This window comes from Microbacterium sp. Soil_N32, assembly GCF_057655505.1.
Window position 1 is genome coordinate 1 of record NZ_JBDGME010000016.1, and the last position, 17,012, is coordinate 17,012.

At 62.9% G+C, this 17,012-nt stretch carries 14 protein-coding genes; 7 read left to right on the forward strand and 7 right to left on the reverse strand.

The window, feature by feature from the left end:
- Positions 1-549 precede the first annotated feature (549 nt).
- Together AC3A3J_RS04140 and AC3A3J_RS04145 are read right to left on the reverse strand one after the other, a co-directional pair.
- Complete coding sequence (locus AC3A3J_RS04140) at positions 550-1,626, reverse strand: reverse transcriptase family protein (RefSeq protein ID WP_487671069.1); 1,077 nt, start codon at positions 1,624-1,626, stop codon at positions 550-552.
- A gap of 279 nt (positions 1,627-1,905) precedes the next feature.
- Positions 1,906-3,114, reverse strand: a complete 1,209-nt coding sequence (locus tag AC3A3J_RS04145) for a phosphoribosyltransferase-like protein (protein ID WP_487671070.1) — start codon at positions 3,112-3,114, stop codon at positions 1,906-1,908.
- 140 nt (positions 3,115-3,254) lie between these two features.
- On the opposite strand from AC3A3J_RS04145, the gene AC3A3J_RS04150 reads away from it, so the two are divergent.
- The 4 genes from AC3A3J_RS04150 (at position 3,255) to AC3A3J_RS04165 (ending at position 7,475) form a co-directional block, all read left to right on the forward strand.
- Positions 3,255-4,913, forward strand: coding sequence for an Eco57I restriction-modification methylase domain-containing protein (locus tag AC3A3J_RS04150; protein WP_487671071.1), 1,659 nt, complete (start codon positions 3,255-3,257; stop codon positions 4,911-4,913).
- A 115-nt stretch (positions 4,914-5,028) separates the two neighbouring features.
- Entirely contained in the window at positions 5,029-5,949 is a 921-nt protein-coding gene (locus tag AC3A3J_RS04155; protein WP_487671072.1) for a hypothetical protein, read from the forward strand.
- Positions 5,950-6,024: 75 nt separating this feature from the next.
- Positions 6,025-6,918: an HAD family hydrolase gene (locus AC3A3J_RS04160; protein WP_487671073.1), complete on the forward strand. Its 894-nt coding sequence runs from the start codon at positions 6,025-6,027 to the stop codon at positions 6,916-6,918.
- Entirely contained in the window at positions 6,915-7,475 is a 561-nt protein-coding gene (locus tag AC3A3J_RS04165) for a hypothetical protein (RefSeq protein WP_487671074.1), read from the forward strand. Before AC3A3J_RS04160 ends, AC3A3J_RS04165 begins: the two co-directional genes overlap by 4 nt.
- Positions 7,476-7,535: 60 nt before the next feature.
- Here AC3A3J_RS04165 and AC3A3J_RS04170 read toward each other — a convergent pair whose 3' ends face one another.
- Positions 7,536-8,108 carry a recombinase family protein gene (locus AC3A3J_RS04170; protein WP_487671075.1) on the reverse strand — a complete coding sequence of 191 codons (573 nt, stop codon included), beginning with the start codon at positions 8,106-8,108 and terminating at the stop codon, positions 7,536-7,538.
- Positions 8,109-8,417: 309 nt separating this feature from the next.
- Between AC3A3J_RS04170 and AC3A3J_RS04175 the strand changes: the two genes are divergently transcribed.
- Entirely contained in the window at positions 8,418-9,059 is a 642-nt protein-coding gene (locus tag AC3A3J_RS04175; protein ID WP_487671076.1) for a hypothetical protein, read from the forward strand.
- A gap of 58 nt (positions 9,060-9,117) precedes the next feature.
- Here AC3A3J_RS04175 and AC3A3J_RS04180 read toward each other — a convergent pair whose 3' ends face one another.
- From AC3A3J_RS04180 to AC3A3J_RS04195, 4 genes are all read right to left on the reverse strand, one after another.
- Positions 9,118-9,678, reverse strand: a complete 561-nt coding sequence (locus tag AC3A3J_RS04180; RefSeq protein ID WP_487671077.1) for a hypothetical protein — start codon at positions 9,676-9,678, stop codon at positions 9,118-9,120.
- Between the two features lie 93 nt (positions 9,679-9,771).
- Entirely contained in the window at positions 9,772-10,104 is a 333-nt protein-coding gene (locus tag AC3A3J_RS04185; RefSeq protein WP_487671078.1) for a hypothetical protein, read from the reverse strand.
- 168 nt (positions 10,105-10,272) lie between these two features.
- Positions 10,273-10,695: a hypothetical protein gene (locus AC3A3J_RS04190; protein ID WP_487671079.1), complete on the reverse strand. Its 423-nt coding sequence runs from the start codon at positions 10,693-10,695 to the stop codon at positions 10,273-10,275.
- A 122-nt stretch (positions 10,696-10,817) separates the two neighbouring features.
- Entirely contained in the window at positions 10,818-11,423 is a 606-nt protein-coding gene (locus tag AC3A3J_RS04195) for a GIY-YIG nuclease family protein (protein WP_487671080.1), read from the reverse strand.
- A gap of 1,369 nt (positions 11,424-12,792) precedes the next feature.
- On the opposite strand from AC3A3J_RS04195, the gene AC3A3J_RS04200 reads away from it, so the two are divergent.
- Together AC3A3J_RS04200 and AC3A3J_RS04205 are read left to right on the forward strand one after the other, a co-directional pair.
- Positions 12,793-13,920, forward strand: a complete 1,128-nt coding sequence (locus AC3A3J_RS04200) for a DNA N-6-adenine-methyltransferase (protein WP_487671081.1) — start codon at positions 12,793-12,795, stop codon at positions 13,918-13,920.
- 290 nt (positions 13,921-14,210) lie between these two features.
- The gene (locus tag AC3A3J_RS04205; protein WP_487671082.1) at positions 14,211-16,943 is read left to right on the forward strand and encodes a phage/plasmid primase, P4 family; all 2,733 of its coding nucleotides are present in this window, start codon (positions 14,211-14,213) and stop codon (positions 16,941-16,943) included.
- The last annotated feature ends 69 nt before the right edge of the window (positions 16,944-17,012 follow it).

Consider the following 17,012-nt stretch of genomic DNA (forward strand, 5'->3'; position numbering starts at 1 on the left):
TCAGGGGTCGCGAACGTAGGGTGGAGCAAGTCGAGGTCTTTCGGGATGGCAAGCGTGAAGAACTTCCATCATCCGGGAGACCTCGACCCCTACCCGGTCATCGACGCGCTCAACCGACTACACCCTCGTTCGTGAAGAGCCTGTTAACACCTGTGTACAACCCTCACCGGCTTCGCTTTTCGACGGTGCGCGCCGCAGCGACCCGGGAAAACGAGAAGGCCCCGCACATGGCGGGGCCTTCTCGAACTGTCTCAACACAGTGTGGAGCCTAGGAGATTCGAACTCCTGACATCCTGTCGGCCAAGCATAGCTATTCCTGCAGGTCGCAATATCTGATTCCGCGTATCCATGCGGTCTCGCACAGCTCTACTCGTTCCGAACACACGTGGGTCCGGGGGATCCGCTTGTTTCCTGCTTGCATACATCTTGCGCGTGGATGAAGCGAGCATGAGGCATGCTGAACAGCCCATTCGAGTAGCTAACCTTCAATCTGGGCGTGCGGTAGCCGGAAGACCGGCTCGCGACATGCGCCACGCGGTGGCCCGAGATTCAGCGGTCTCGACCGTCCCGGGCCACCGGGTGCCCGCTGATGCGCAGTGCGCTCTCCCACCGTTGCGTTCGGTCTTGGGCCCAATCAGGTTCGATGTCGGTGGCAAATGCCAAGCACCCATCGATGTGATTGATCATCGACAGCGCTGAGTCAAATCGGCGTGCTTCTGCATGGGCTGCCGGGCCATACTTACCAACGCATCGAATGTGGTTGTCGATGCGGCTTCGAAACTCCCGGACAAGCCGGACGCCTGTTTCTGCGACCATGAGCCCGAGGACAATCTTGCGCGCACCAGGAGGGACGACGCGCGTCTTCTTCTTATGCACCTGGAACCCCGTGAGCCCTACAGCCCGCTCCACCCGAGCCACCAACTTCGGAACCGATGCACGATTGAACTGATCTAGCGAGGAAAACGTCAGGTCGTCTGAGTAGCGCGTATACACAAGACCGTCGTCATCTGCGATCCCTCGGAGCATGACGTCAAGGCGGTAGGCCGCCGCGTTCGCCAACGCTCCACTCGTCGGTGCTCCTTGCGGGAGAACCCCACGGTACGGGCTGCCGTATCGCTCAACACCGCGATTCTCGAGCCAGGGCATTTCCGTACCGGGCCAAACGGTCTTGGTACAGATTCTCGCCATCTCGAACGCGAGTAGTGCCGGATACCCCAGCGAGCGGAACGCCACGTATACCTGTGACTCCTCGACCGTTCCGAAGAAGTCATGTAGATCCATCTTCAGCAACCACCGAGCGCCAACATGCTCCTGGGCACAGTGCTTGATCGACAAGCCTCGTCGGTAGGCGAAGGCGGCTTCGTGCAGTGGCAACCCCGTCAGAACGTGAGTGAGAATCCAACGCTGCACGTGCATGAGGGTCGGCATCGGCGCCGATATCGCTCGAAACGTTCCGTCCCGTTTCATCCTGCGTATCGCGGTGTAGTCCTGGACTTGCCGCTCGACAACCGACCGGAGGTATCCCCACTCTGTGTCGGTTTCTCGCGCCAAGTGTCCCAACGTGAGAAGCGGGTACGCGCCGTTCGCAGAGATATCCCGTAGGTACGACGAGGCACGTCGGAGCATCCCAATATCGCGTCCGAGGCTTTGCCCATACTGGATGTAAGAGTGAGGAGATGGCACCTGGTCTACTCCGAATGGAGATCCCGAAGGGATCCACGGACAGGAAGAGCCCGAAGGCCCACGCAGGGCGGCCTGTCCGTAGTTGCACGCGTTGCGCGAGCTAGTCCGAATACACCGGCCTCCCGGGGCACCATGATTCGTTTCCGAACCAATTGGGCGAAATTACCCAACGAGTCACGACGACGTCGCGACTTCATCTCTAGGCCAGCAGTGCGCATCTCCTCACCTCAAAGATTCAGGATAGTAGGGGCTCGAGTTTTCGATGATGCGTCGAGGCTCGACACGCCGCGGCTTGCGTTTTCCTGCCGCGAGTTCCGCGATTCCACGGTCAGTCACATTCAGACGGTCGTCGATCCACCCCTGGGACTCCAGATAGTTGAGGAGCAACTTGACCTCGTCTTGCGCCAAGTCCAGAGCGCTTCCTAGGATCCGGGCTCGATCTGGAGACGCACGCAGCAACGCCAGCACCGCAAGAATGTCGCGATTGCTTTCTCGCTGCTGCTTCCTGATGCTCACTGCGAGTCGCTCTTGACGCACGGCGGCGACGATCTCATCCTGCGCGACGGCTAGCTCTGGAGATTGCGCGATCTCTCGCACGATGCCTCCCGGAACCTGGCGACCGCCCGCACCCGTGAAGAGTGGCGCCCAATCCGCACCGTTCTGTCGAAAGATTCTCGGGATCGTGTTTGGAAGACGCTCCTGCATGCCGAACAGGCCCGCGTGGTCGCCGTACCCAAGAGGTGCCTTGCCCCACCCATAACGAACGCAAAGGTCGAGGGCGGCTTCGATGTCAGATGCAGCCCAAGGCAGGTGCCGGATAGTTGGAGCTTGTCGGACGTAGCGTAAGGAGTCGACGTGCGGATGGTGCGTGATCACGCGTTCGCCTTCCGGTGATACGGCGTACGCGAGCACCACGAGTCGGACCCAGCGGAACGAGCGCCAGCTCTTGAGAGTTCTGTTGCGGAACAGAGCCTGGACGTACTTCGCGACCTGCCCGCCCGTCTCGATGGTGTCGGAGACCACAATGACGGTCCGCACACGCCTCTCGCGGAGCTCGGCGATGCTCGCCGAACTTGAAAGGACCTCCTTGCCCTGAAAATCACGTAGGAGATGGCCGATCAGCCCCTCGCTTCCTGGCATCGACGGAATCGCCATACCTGGATCGAAGTTGTCGAAGGCCCGCAGTCGCTCGTTTCTGGGAAGATTGTTAGACGACCTGATGTCGCCTGAGTCCATGGCTGGTAAGAGCCAGACAGCACCGTCACTTCGTGCCGCATGTAGCTCATCTGCGATGAGCTCGCTCAGTGAGACCCTGGCGGGACTCCAGCTATCCAGTGCGAAGGCGTCTAGGAGCCGCTTGGCAAGGTAGCGGTCGAGCGGACGGAAGTTTCCGAGCCACGCCACGCCTGCATCGGTGTCCGACAGCGCCATGCTCGCGCCTCCTCTCGTCGCCATGATGACACGGCCTGCGTCAAGAGGTGCCGCACCATGCCCTGCTGACCACGAGGGCCGCCGCAACAAGGTCGTCAAGGCAACCTTGATGTCGGTGACCGCGCCTATAGTCTGATTTCGTGACCAGTAACCCGCCGTACGCAGCACTCGGTCATGATCCAGCCCCCGCGCGCAAGGCCCGCGGTGCGTTCTATACAGACGAAGCGATCACGGAGCACCTCGCGACCTGGGCGATCCGTGACTCCAGCGACTCCGTACTCGAGCCGTCCGCCGGCGAGGCAGCTTTCCTCAGTGCGGCGGTCCGACGCCTGGTCGCTGTCGGCGCCGACCGGCCCACCGTGCACGGAGTAGAGATTCATCGACCCGCCGCCGACGCGGCACGCGAGATCGTCAACGCCACGGGCGGGGTCGCCGAAATTTCGGTCAGCGACTTCTTCCTGATCCATCCCAAGCCGATCTACGACGTAGTAATCGGCAACCCGCCTTTCATCCGATATCAGGACTGGACAGGCCCCCAACGTGACCGTGCCCGGTTTGCGGCCCTCCAACAAGGCGTCGCGCTGACCGGACTAGCGTCGAGTTGGGCGCCATTCGTCGTACATGCCGCTGCGCACCTGAGGCCTGGCGGTCGATTGGGTATGGTGCTCCCCGCGGAGCTCCTGACCGTCAATTACGCCGCGCCGGTGCGACGATTCCTTCTCGAGAACTTCGCCAAGGTCGAACTCGTAGTCTTCGACGAGCAGGTCTTCCCAGACGCGGAGGCCGACACTGTTCTCGTGAAAGCGGACGGCTGGAGGGGCGATCCAGCAGGAGTCGCGACGTTGCGTCAAACGCGGAACGCATCAACCCTCGCCGAATTGGAGAAGGGCGTCACCTGGACGCCTCAAAGGCCGACCGACCGCTGGCTTGCTCAGCCCCTGCGCGTTGAGACTCTGGACGCGGTCGCCGAGAGCATCCGCGCAGGGCATTTCGGCACCCTGCAGGACCTGGGTGAGACATCGTTGGGGGCAGTGACAGGCGCCAATCGCTACTTCGCGCTCTCGCCGGAGCGCGCCAGACGGCTGGGCATACCCGCCCGAGACCTGGTCAAGATCTCGCCACCTGGAAGCTCGCATCTGCGGGGCCTTTCATTCACCAGGTCAGCGTTCACGCGTCTTGGTGGAGAGGGCGAGTCCACCTGGTTGCTATACCCGTCGGCGAGACCCGCAAGGGCAACCTTGCGCTACATCGCAGAGGGCGAAGACACTGGTGTCTCAGCCGCTTACAAGTGCAGGGTGCGCAAGCCCTGGTTCCGAGTTCCTCTCCTCGACCCGCCGGACTTGCTTCTGACATACATGAACGCCGATACAGTTCGGCTCGTCACCAATGACGCCGGCACTCATCATCTAAATTCTGTCCACGGCGTGTACCTACGTGAGGATGTGAAGGAGCTTGCACGCGAGGTGTTGCCCATCGCCTCACTGAACTCGGTCAGTCTTCTCGGCGCCGAGTACTCTGGGCGCTCGTATGGAGGCGGCATTCTGAAGCTAGAACCGCGGGAAGCCGACGGGTGGTGGATGCCCTCTTTGGCCCTGCTCCGACGGCACCGAGACGCACTTCTCGAGGTGCGGCCCCGAGTCCAGCGGATGCTTCAAGCCAAGAACTTGCTCGGCGCCGTCGCAGAGGTGGACGCGATTGTGCTGAAAGGTGTGCTCGACGAGGTTCAGGTTGAGGCAATACGCGCCGACCGGCACGACTGGATGACGAGGCGAACCGTGCGAGGCAAGAGTGGCAAGTAAGAGTCCTTCGAAGGCATCGCAAGCATGGGCGCTGTTCGATGCAGCTGTGGCGCGCGCAGCCCCAGACGGCGACTATTCAAACCCATGGGAAGACGGCGCGTATAAGCCTGACATCGTGACGCTCGAAACGCTGCTCGGGTGCGTGCTCGCAGTTATCCCTGACCCCGCAGACACGCAGAGCGGCGTCGCCGCAAAGGCTCTGGATGTCTGGCTCGCATATGAACTGCGGAGGGCCGGCTTCTCTCCCGATGCCGTGTGGCCCCGAGCACAGCACCCCCGCGTTATACCGACGGACATCGCTGCGCTTCTCGACTCCCTGCGTCCGAAGAAGGACGCGGATTCGCTCCGCGCGCGACTTCAAGGGCCGAATCCGCCGTCGGGGATCGTCAGCGCAAACGCGAACATCCTGGGCCTCAACTACATCAAGCAAGTCGACGTCGTCATGAGCTCGTGGGCGACGGGCCCGGAGATCCTCATCTCGACCAAGCGAATGGATGCGGCGTTTGGCAAGAATGCCGCGAACCGCATCGAGGAAGCGAACGGCGACGCGAAGAACCTTCGCGGACGCCACCCGATGGCCGCGCTAGGGTTCGCGTTCGGGCTGCGATCAACCGCCTTCACCGAGGACGCGAGCTCGGCACAATGGTTGGTCGATCAGCTCCAGAAGCTAAACCGTGAGACAGATGCGTACGATGCCGTCGGTCTGATTGTGCCGGACTACGAGGTTCCCGACTGGGTGGCTAGAAAGATGCCGCCCGCACCGGAACCGACTGAGCTAGATCCGTTCGACCAGCCAGGAGCAGATGACCTGGACCCCGAGCCCGCAGAGATTCCCCTCATCGACCTGCGCCTCGACTCACTGCCGAAGGTCACGGTTCGCGGCGACCTGACACCGGAAGACCTCGCGCCCGCAGCCTTCCTTCGTTCCATCGTGAACTACGTTCTCGATGCGTCGCCAATCACCATGCACACCGAAGCGCGGCGCCGGGCCGGCAGGCCTTTCGTGGAGCCAAGGAAGGGTCAATACCGAGATTGAGGGAGCCCGGGCACGAGTCACGGGCCGACGACTGGTGTTCATCTCAATGTCCCTCGCTCTCGCTAAGGTAACGGCATGACCATCGAGAAGCGCCAAGCACGACTTCTCGTCGTGGACCTCGACGACACCCTATGGACCTGGTTCGACGCCTGGCATTCGTCCTTCTCCGAGTTCCTGCGAGTGGCATCAGAGCTTTCCGGTGTATCTGTGACGGAACTCAAGCGGGCGATCCGCCCAATTCATCAGCGCCGGGGTACCTCCGAGTACTCCTGGTTGATCGATGAACTCGAGGTGTTACGCGAGTCCGTTCCGCCCGGTTCGTCCTTGGCCGAGTACTTCGATCCCGCACTTCACGCCCAAAATCGCGCTCGCAAGGCCGCGACCCAGCTCTACCCGGGCGTTCATGACACGCTCCGACAGTTGCGAGACAACCGCACGACGGTAGTCGCGTACACGGAGTCGCTCGCGTTTTGGACGAGGTGGCGCATTCAGCACACAGGCCTGGACGGTCTGATATCCGAGCTTTACTCCTCGCCCGACCACGATACTGCCGACGGCGTCGACGTAGACGCTCGACGGACACTGCAGACCGAGGACTACCACCTTCGCGCCACCGAGCATCGACACGTGCCGAGAGGAGTTGTGAAGCCAAATCCAAAGATCCTTCAACAGATTCTCGACGACCACGGTGTTCCCGCTTCCGAGGCTGTGTACGTCGGCGACAGCCTGATGAAGGATGTCGCGATGGCACAGACTGTCGGGGCCATTGACGCCCATGCCGCTTACGGCGTAAAAACGAACGACCCTCGGTACGGGTTGCTGCAGGATGTCTCGCACTGGCCAGATGCAGTTGTGGCGAAGGAACAGGACAAGTCACCTGGGGTCCATCCAACGCCGACCTTCACCTTGGAGGACGGCCTGGCTGACATCCTCGATTACGTCGAGTTCGCTCCTACAGTGATGTTGTGACAGGAAATCCATCGCAGGACACCGACACCAAGAATCTTGCCTCCCAGATCGAGGTCTGGAAGAAGATCGTCGACGTGCAACAGCACTTCAACGACATAGGCTGGCGAATCCGCGCGCTCTCAATGACAGCACTGACTTTCACGCTCGGTGCAACGTTCTTCGGATATATCAACGCGGAGCCCGTCTCCGTTGGATGCCTCCGTCTCAATCCGGCCGCGTTTGTCCCCGTCCTCGGTCTTTTAATCTGGCTCCTCTTCTGGTTCGCTGATGGGATTTGGTACCACCGACTACTGAGCGGCGCAGGTATTGCTGCCTCACCCGTCGAACAGCAGTTGAAGGCCAGTGGCATTACCGCCGACCTCTCGACTGAGATTCAGAATGCGAGCCACCGCAACTGGCTTGGCATGGAGATGACATCAACGCGGAAGCTCCATATCTTCTACGGAGCGGGCAGCATCATTCTGATCATCACCATGATCTCCCTGCTTCTGTTGACAGGAAGCTGGGTCAGCCCGGACGTACAGATCCCAGCACCCACCCTGAGCCCGACACCATAGTTGTTCGAGCTGGCTGGTCGAGTTCTGAAGGCAGGGGCGTCAGGGACTGGCTCACCTCTCTCAGCTCTTTGCCGCCACTACACGACGGACGGTTCGCTCCGAGACGCCGAAGATCAACGCGACCTCCGTCGCCTTCCGACCCTCAGATCGCATCCGCGTTACCTCTCGACATTGCATCTCGGTCAGCACTCTTGGTCGACCTCCGACCCGACCGCGCGCGCGTGCTGCCGCAAGTCCCTCACGTGTGCGAGTTCTGAGGGTCTCGAGCTCAAGCTCGGCACACGCGGAGAGGAGGGTTACGAGCAGCGTCGATAGCGGTGATCCGTCGAACGTCAACGCCGGCTGCAAGCAACGCACCGTGACGCCCCTGCCGTTCAACTCGCGCAACAGCGACAGCACTTCAACTGTGCGACGACCCAAACGGGAGAGCTCAGCGACGAGGACTTCGTCGCCGTCCCGGATTCGAAGTACTAGCTCATCTAGCCCGTCCCGGTGCGCCGAATCGCCACTTACACCGTGCTCGATGATGATGTGATCGCTGGTCACACCGGCGAGCTTCAGCGCATCGAGCTGCCGGTCGAGCGCTTGCCGGTCTGTCGAGACGCGAGCCAGGGCGAACGTACGGCTTGTCATATCGACAACATGCGCGGCCGCGGCCATAAACGTACGTCAGCACGAAGCGGCCCGAAACCGGGTTTATGTCCGGAGCACTCACCCGGATTCCCGCCAAGCGCGGTCGCCGCTCTGGCCGGACTGGATGAGCGGCCACAGACCATCGATTGCGGCACTGATATCGGAGTCTCGAGACGATCCTTCAGTAACCATCAAGTCCTGGCGGTATGCCATCAGCACACGCAGATCCGGTCGATGTGTAGAGTCCCGTTAAAGGTGGCACTCGGCCCGGTGTCAACGAAACCTCAGAGGCGTTTCGGAGATGGATGAATGGCCCGGTTCCTAGAGCACTATCAGCGCGGTCGTCCACGTCTTGCCTCGGACGCCCTTGAGCGCGCGCTCCTGGAGGTTCTCGAACCTGCCGCTCAGCGTGCTTCCACTGACCTGTTCGTCTTGACGCACGGGCGTCCGAGTTTGGCTGGTTCCAAGCGTGAGTTCTACGAAGTGACACTCGTTCAGACGCTCTACCAGTACCTATTGATGGCGCCATCTCTCCACGACTACACGATCCGCTGGGAGGCTCCTTATGGCAACGGGGCAACCAATCCGAAGCGCGTTGATCTGGTGCTCGAGAGGCCGACTGATGGACCCGGCCCAACTTTGATGCTTCTCGAGGCCGGCAGGTTCGCAGTTAGCAAGCTCAAAGAAGACTCCGAAAAGCTGCGTGGACTACAGAAGAACGGCTCTCCGGTCAACGGCCTAAAACGAGTGCTTCTTTACTGGATCGGCTCCGATGCGCCAGCAACGGCGGCGGCAGTGCGAGAGGCCATCCAGAGACCCATGCGTAACGCTGCCAGCAGCAAGCGGGTCGGCCCTCACCACATCAAGCCGCTCTGGGTACAAGGTTGCGAACTCTTCGGCGGCCCGACCCATACGCAGTTCAGCGCGGTGATGGTGGAGGTACTGCCTTGACAGGAGCATGGCAATCGAGGGACTCGCTGAGGTCACCGGACCAGACCTCCGCGCGAGACTATTCACGCCCCTGGGCGAAGCAGCGATAGATGGCAGCCGCCTCCGAAACACCTGCGGGAACGTGCGTCGCCGAGAGGTCGAGGTCAGAAGCCCGGACGCAGACCGCCCAGAAGGCCAACTTCAGCCCAACCGGGCGGAGGTGATACGTGACGTTCTCGTAGGCGATTACCCAGAGTTCGGCGGCGTTGTCCTGCCGCCGACCGTTGAGGAATGTCTCGGGTGTGTAGATGCCGAGTGTTTCTCCGATACGGACGAGCTCCTCCTCGCTCCGCTCAGTCCTCGGCTGACGCAGGAACTCTGCCACCACGTCGCCCATCGCGCTGACGATGTAGCCGTCGTAGCCGATGGCGGTGGCGAGCAAGAAGGCTGCCCATGCTTCGAGGGCGAACCCCGCGGCCACCTTGCCTTCCTGCTGCAGCGTGGTGGCTTCGTCTACGGTCTTCGCCAGTCCGTGGACGAAGTCGGGGCCCTCTGCGACAAAGCGCATCGGGTTCTGGATTCGGAGAGGGACGCTCATTCTCATTGCGAGGGCTTCCATCTCATGGGCGAGGGTGGTCATCACAGATTCCGTTCTTCGGGTCGAACCTCCATAGGAGGTCGCAGCGTCGGCTGCATGAGCCCTATGCGCGTGCCCCTCGCTCTCTCAACATCGCTACTCGGCCTGCGGGGCCTGGTACCAGCGCACGCACCCTCCGTCGTCATCGAGGTCCACGAGCAGGTGACCGCCGGCCTCGGGTTTCATGCTTCGCGTCCCGTCGATTTCCACTGCCCACCGCTGGGCGCCATCGACCTCGCCAAGGAGCTCGGCTCCACCCAGCGACCAGGTGCTCCATGTCGAAGGAGCATCGAGACATTGAACGCTGCTGTCGCCGCCCAACCACTGCGTCGCGAGGTCACGCGCTTCGGACCCTGACGACGCGCATCCGGCGAGCGAGATCGCAAGAACACCGGATGCCGCCATAGAGGAGATGAGTTTTGTCTTCATGAGGATCGTTATGCGCGGTGGGGCTTCGTCCCGGCGTCAACCAAGGTGCAGTTCATATCGGCCGCCGCGCTCGGAGTGGACGACGCTGGCGCATGTCCGGTCGCCCCATCGACCGGACATACGTGGGTACGCCGCCGTTCGTCTATGCGCGGTCGGGCGTCCCAGTCGTCACAGTCGGCCTTGACCGTTGGTGCCTCGGCGGAGGACGCGCGTTGCCGCCCGGGCAAGCACAGCGTCAGACGGTGGGACGGTCACGAACCAGACGGCGGAAGCTGCCCGGTTGGAGCGTCGGCCGATGCGGTTGAGTCGCCAACCCCGTCTCGTGCGCTGGACCTCGGCGAAGGTCGCCGTCGTGGTGCCCCGGTGCCTTGAGGGGTCGGCATAGGCACTGACCTCGAGGCAGATACCGACACACTCGGCCGCAGTGAGCCCGAGGCGGGAGAGCGAGGTGTCTGCCTCGGCAGTCGCACGATGCAGATCGTCGATGGTGAGCACGCGTGCACGGTATGAGGTCTGTGCGAGGTGCAGGATGAGTCTGACCATCAGCGTTTCGGACAGGGGCGTGTTGATGACGTCGGGCACTTGGTACATGGAGGCCTCCTGAGGCGTAGGGGATGTCACGGGAGCTCCGTGACCATCGACCTATGCGCGAGCCGACGACACTCCTACTCGCGACAGCTCCGTCCACGCCTCAGCTGGACGGCGGAGGGGTCCTAGCCTGCGTTCAGCCCATGGTTCCTCGAGTCGAGCGCCCGCTTATAGTGGCTCTCCGCGCCGTTGATGACGGTCTCGGGGGTCGCCGGATCAAACACGCGCAGCACTGAGTAGCGGAACGATGACGGGTCGAGTCCGAGGAGCTCCCTGTTGCCCCCGTGCCCGTTGGCGGCATAGGTCGTCCATCGCTGGCGGATGTTCTCGCTCCCGTCGGCCTTCCCCACGTACTGTCGGCCGTCCTTCGTGTCGGTGATGAGGTAGATGCCTTGCACGGCGCCAAGCGCCGTCCTCCACGAGGCATACCGCGGCTCCCGCATCACGGCTTGCAGGTCTGCGTAGCCGAGGATCAGCTCGTTGAACCCAGGGAACGGGATCGGTTCGGCGTCGGCGATGCCAGTGACGGGGTACGTCTCGGCGGTCGCCGCTCGCATCCACCAACGTCGCGGTGCGCTCCACCGAATGACGAGACGGCCCGCGAGCTCGGGCATGAGGTTCGTGCGCTCGATGCCGAACTCGCGTCGGACACCGTCACCGCCGACCTCGCCGTGGTTCTCAACGACCGACCACAGTCGTGCCTCGCTCCCGCCCTCCTTGATGAACACCACCCAGTACCTCGTGGCGTGGCCGGGAACCCGTCGACACCTTGGTTACTCGTGTACGCCAGGACTTCAGCATCCGTCGAGTTCGGGTGAATTCCCCTGAATCGGGAATCTTCGTGCAGCGTGACGTACGCGTGACGGAGCACGATGGCATCAGCTGCGTCGAGGCCGGCGTCGCGGAGGAGAGGAGCGAGGGTCAGGACCATGAGACCTGATGCTACGGGAGACCGTCGTCAACGGAACCGACCGGCGGCGGAGGAATCCCTCGACGCTGAGGAGGCCGCGAGCGTGACCCACGCGGAATTCATCACAGAGCCGCGCGACAGCGCTTCGGGCTTCCACCTGACGAGCTGTCGGGGTCGCCGTGACCGAGGCCGAGGCACAGCGCAGCCTCATAGTAAGAGAGTTCCTTCCCTCCTAGCCGCCCTCTCTTCCCCGCGCTCGCTTCGCTCGCCCGTGTTGTTCGGCCGTTCATCGGTCAGTCACTCGGCTACTTCGTTCCTCGGACTGCGGGGCATAGTGGTGACGCAAGTGAGACCCGTCGAGTATGAGTGCGGGAGGTGATGCTGTTCGCGGGTTGGTGTCGTGTTGCTCGCGGCGAGCTTCGATCTTCGAGATACGGCAACTCATCACCGCGCGAAACTCATCTAGACGTCCGCAAAGGGATGCCCCGGCGACCTGTCCCCCCTCAATCTGTATCGTCACGACCCGGTGGTCTCCCTCGCGCGAACATCATGGTCATCCCGAATCGCGGGCAGATTCGGGAGACAGTCGTAGAGGGGGAGCGGGCGTAGCGCGCCAGAGTACCCGGGATGGGGGATTATCGCGGCACGGACATCTGGTATTTGTTGCCGAAAAAGATCGATTTCTGCCTCTCCTCACAGCTGATGGCGGAGCTCCCAGCCTGCAGCCAGGGACTCGTGGCGGACCCACGCTTGCGCAGTGGCCGCAGCTTCCGAGCAGTCGAGCACACTGGAGGCATGAGCGACGCCCGAGCGCCGTGCTGCCGCTGCTGACGGGGGAAGCACGATGACCTCTCTTCCCTGGGAGTGAGGCGCGACTTCCATCATGTGAATGCCGACCAGAACGTCCACTAGGAATCCGTCCGGTCGGACTCGAGTGATTTGGGCGACGCCGCCGATGTTGACGATGCTGTCCATCCAGAGAATGCATGCTGTGCCGAGACGGGTGCGCGCGACTAGCGCGCCAAGCGTCTGCGACTGGGCGCCTGTTACGTCAGCGAGGACGGCGTCGGGATTTCCTGGATGGCGGCGAGTGAGCATGATCCTCGTCATGAGAACAGACATGCGCGGTGAGTTCAAACGCCTGGTCCGCGCCGGTCTGAACGTGTCCACGCGCGCCTTAGGCTGACCGAGTGGATACCAACGCAACGTTGCCGCCGCATGCGTTCGCCGATCTCTTGCCCCGCATGTCGGATACGGAGATGAACGAGCTCGTGCGAGATATCCAGTCGAACGGGCAGCGTGAGCCTGCGACGACCTGGCAGTCGGCCGATGGGAAGGTGTGGTTGCTCGACGGTAGACATCGAGCTATCGCCGCACAACGACTCGGAAGACCGCTTCGCACGATCCCGTTCATCGGCGATGAGGACGAGGCGCGCGCCCTCGTCATGTCGCTGAACATCCGCCGGCGCCACCTTACGCCGTCTCAGCGCGCACTTGCCGCCGGAGCACTCGCGCGGCGACAACGGGGCGGCGTCCGCGGGAGTGGCCGGCATGCGGCAGGGCTGCCGGATGAAACGACGCCGACGCAGCAGGCAGCTGCAACGATGGCAGGCGTATCAGAACGGCTCGTTCGCGACGGGTCGCTCATTATCAACAGCGGTCTCGACGGTCTGATTGAGGCGGTTGCGCGGGGCGAGATGACGGTGACCGCCGCGGCCGCTGCCATTCGCTCGGGGAAGCGAGATCGACAGGCAGCCACAGCCCTCTATCTCTCCCACCGGCGGTCATCCTCGTCAGACTCCTGGCTCACACCGGGTTGGCTACTGGATCGGGCCGTGGCGTGTCTCGGGGGTATCGATGGGGACGTCGCAGCCGAACCCGAGAGGCGCGTGCCAGCGCGTTGGTGGCTGACCGCGGATGAAGACGCGTTGGCACAGGACTCCTGGGCCAACTCTGACGGAAGTCCGTCTCGACTCTGGATGAATCCTCCCTACGGGAACGACCGGCGTGGCCCCGGAGTGTGGACCTCCCGGATGGTCGAGGAGTGGCGGGGAGGTTCGGTGCGGTCGGCTCTGATGCTGCTGCCCGCACGCCCGGGCTCTCAGTGGCAACACAAGCTCGCCGAGTTCCCTCGCGTCGAGCTCACCGGCCATCTCGTTTTCGAACCCGGTGAGGGAAACCCTGCGCGCGAAGGATGGACGAGCGGCGAAGCGCCGTTTGCCAGCATCCTCGTCGGCGTCGGGATCGGTCCGGAACTGCTCCACCGACACTTCGGTGACGTGGGCATCGTATGGACCGCCTACGCGCCCGCCCGATAGTCGACATCACCCCGCGCCTGCAGCGTCCCCGTCATCGAGGCACGGAATACTCCCGCTCCCGGTGCATTCGAGGGACGAAGGGCAGCCGCTGAGCGGAAAGCCAAGAGTGTGCCGACAGCATCAACCTCTTCCCAAGTTTCTATATCGAGTTTGAGAGAAAGGGAATCACTTCCTCACTGTCATTGACGTGGGACGAAGCCCGGGTCTCGCCCTCGGTGCGTGAGTTGAGACGACACGCATAGAGGGCTCCGAACGGCCCCGCAACGAGGGCCCGAGGGATTGGACCCTCCATGACCACCAGAAGACCCGACTCGACGACAACGACGCGACCCGCGTACGAACGCGACGACCAGGGGAGGATTCTGCTCAGCAGCTTCCTCGACGCTCAGGACACCGTCCACTTCGACGAGGACGCCACCTGGACGCTCCACTGCCGAAGCCACGGAGACACCCACCCGTCCCTCGACATCACGTACAGACGCGCCACTGACTCCGAGCCCGGCAAGATTCTCATGAACTGCTGGAGCGCCGCGTGCACCAAGCAGGACATCCTCGACGCCTACCACCTGTCCCGTCGCGACATCGCCACGATGCAGGCCGACGAAGATGCCTGGTTCATCGACACCGACGGCCCTGTGCCCGGCAAGGCCCGCCGAGGCAAGAGAAGAGCAAGTGCTGTCTATCGGCCCATCGCCGGCATCGACCAGGCGCAGCTCATCGCCAAGCTCGACTACATGGCCAAGTGCCTCAAGGGAAACGTCGCCATCAACGGCATGTTCCCCGACGAGGCACTGCAATACATCCGCCGTCGTTGGGGACTCAGCGCCGGAGAGGCGCAGCGTCTCGGCCTCGGGTTCACCAACATCGCTGCCTTCAAGAACGGTGATGTGCACTCCGCGGGTGTGAGCGTGCCCTTCAGGGGTGTGGTCAAGAACACCGCCGGCGACTACGAACTCGGTGACGAGATGGGCTACCAGGTCCGCAACATCCGCCCGGGGAAGCTGAGGTGGGATGGGCCCGCTAACCCCGGCGATGGCGCCCACGGGTGGACCCGCACCGCATGGTTCAACCTCATCAACGAGGCGTATCGTGCGGACGTACCCGTCGTCGTGACCGAAGGGCCCGGGGACGCGCTGACCGCAAGCTCCCTCGGAGCAGCCGCGGTCGCCGTGCGTGGCTCGAAGAACGCTCAGAACCTCGAAGTTCAGGCAGAAGTCGTGGCAATGGTTCGCCTCCTCGCAGAAGAGCGGAGGATGCCCGTCGCAGCTCTCATCGCGAGGGATGGCGACGCAGCAGGTGAGGGGTTCACTGACCCGCTCGCCAGGGCCCTGCGGGCGGCAGACATTCCCGTCAGCGTCATGAACACTCCCGCCGGCGCCGACCTCACCTCGCTCCGCGAAGCTGATGCTTCGTTGACGATGGACGGGGTACTCGCCATGAGCAGCACCTGGGACGATGGCGCGACGATGAGCGACGCTTCCTCCGCTTCTGATTCCGCGAGGACCCCTGCGGCCAGCGTCGGAGGACTCAGCGCATTCGGCGAACTCAAGCTCGACGTTCACAGCTACAAGAACACCGACCTGAGCAGCGCATACATGGTCCAGGCCGCCCTCGAGCAGCTCGGAGGGCAGGCCCGCTACAACACGGATACCGCCAAGTGGATGACGTACGACCTGACCAGGGGCCTCTGGAAGGTGGACACCCTCGACCGTCTGCAGGCCGCCCTCCGCCGCCTCGCGTCATTCCTTGACGACGCGAGCCGCCGTGACGCACGCGCCGCGGCGGCATGTGAAGAAGGCAGCGCCGAACAGCGAGAGGCCGAGCTCCGCGCCAAGCACAGCGCTGGGATGTCGTTCCGCTTCGAGACCGCAACCAAGGTCGAGGCCACCATCAAGATGCTCAAGAGCATCCTCGTCATCGAGAACGCCGACTTCGACCGCGAGGAGAACCGCGACCTCATCGTGGTCGGCAACGGAGTCGTCGATGCTCGCACGCTTGCGCTGCACCCGCACGACCCGGAGCTGATGGCGACCCGGGGTACGCCCGTGCATTGGAACCCCGCCGCGCGGTCGGCGAAGTGGGAAGAGTTCATCGACCAAATCAGCGAAGCGGACCCCGTGAACATGCCTGCCTACCTCCAGGACCTGTTCGGCATGGTCATCATCGGTCGGATGCGGGACCACCTCTGGCACCTCTACGGGAAGGGCGGCGCCGGCAAGGGCACGTTGGTCCGAAACGTCGCAGCCGCCACCGGCAACTACATCACCGAGCTCAAAGGTACGGACCTCGAAGCAGGCTTCGCCAGCGGACGGCCGAGCGTAGAACTCCTCGACACCATGGGCGCGCGCGGAATCCTCATCGACGAGGTGTCCGAACGTTGCCTCATCGACGATGCCATGCTGAAGTCCATGACCGGCCGAGGACTGATGATGGCCCGGCCGATGTACGGGCGCGACATCATCCGCTTCCGGCTGCAGGGTTCGATGCTCTGCATTGCGAACAACTATCTGCGCTACAAGACCGTCGTTTACGGTACCGACCTCACCCGGCGCGTCATCGTGGTGCCCTTCACCATGCAGCTGACCAGCGAGCAGCGAACGAGCGACCTCGACGACCTTTTGTGCACCCCCGACGGCCTCGAAGCTATCCTCGCCTGGACCATCACCGGCGCGAACCGCACGTACGCACGTGCGACCTGGGACAAGGAGCCGTTCATCGAGCGAGCCACCGACGCGATGTGGGCCGAACTCAACCCGCTCAGCGACATCCTGGGCGCACCCGGCTCGCCACTCGAAGCAACCAACGACCACATCAACGACCGAATCCCGCGGCCGGACACCTTCGCGCTGTACAGCCAGTGGATGCACACCCGCGGAGTCGACGTGCGCATGTCCGGCACCGCGTTCTACAAGCACCTGGAAAACGCTGGCGCGAAGGTACTCAAGTCCAACGGGCAGGTCTACCTCACCGGACTTCGCGTCACGGAAGCGGGCGCGAAGCTTCCCGCCGGAAAGCAGCCCTGAGCTGACTCAGCTTCGTCGTTGTTCCGGTCGCACGACCGGAACAACGACGAAGCTGAGTCACAATGCGGG

What these genes read in the sequence shown, in the direction of transcription:
- AC3A3J_RS04140 (WP_487671069.1), bottom strand. Translation starts at nt 1,626, where the DNA reads ATGCTCCGACGTGCCTCGTCGTACCTACGGGATATCTCTGCGAACGGC.
- AC3A3J_RS04145 (WP_487671070.1), bottom strand. Translation starts at nt 3,114, where the DNA reads ATGGCGCTGTCGGACACCGATGCAGGCGTGGCGTGGCTCGGAAACTTC.
- AC3A3J_RS04160 (WP_487671073.1), top strand. Translation starts at nt 6,025, where the DNA reads ATGACCATCGAGAAGCGCCAAGCACGACTTCTCGTCGTGGACCTCGAC.
- AC3A3J_RS04170 (WP_487671075.1), bottom strand. Translation starts at nt 8,108, where the DNA reads ATGACAAGCCGTACGTTCGCCCTGGCTCGCGTCTCGACAGACCGGCAA.
- AC3A3J_RS04175 (WP_487671076.1), top strand. Translation starts at nt 8,418, where the DNA reads ATGGCCCGGTTCCTAGAGCACTATCAGCGCGGTCGTCCACGTCTTGCC.
- AC3A3J_RS04180 (WP_487671077.1), bottom strand. Translation starts at nt 9,678, where the DNA reads ATGACCACCCTCGCCCATGAGATGGAAGCCCTCGCAATGAGAATGAGC.
- AC3A3J_RS04185 (WP_487671078.1), bottom strand. Translation starts at nt 10,104, where the DNA reads ATGAAGACAAAACTCATCTCCTCTATGGCGGCATCCGGTGTTCTTGCG.
- AC3A3J_RS04190 (WP_487671079.1), bottom strand. Translation starts at nt 10,695, where the DNA reads ATGTACCAAGTGCCCGACGTCATCAACACGCCCCTGTCCGAAACGCTG.
- AC3A3J_RS04205 (WP_487671082.1), top strand. Translation starts at nt 14,211, where the DNA reads ATGACCACCAGAAGACCCGACTCGACGACAACGACGCGACCCGCGTAC.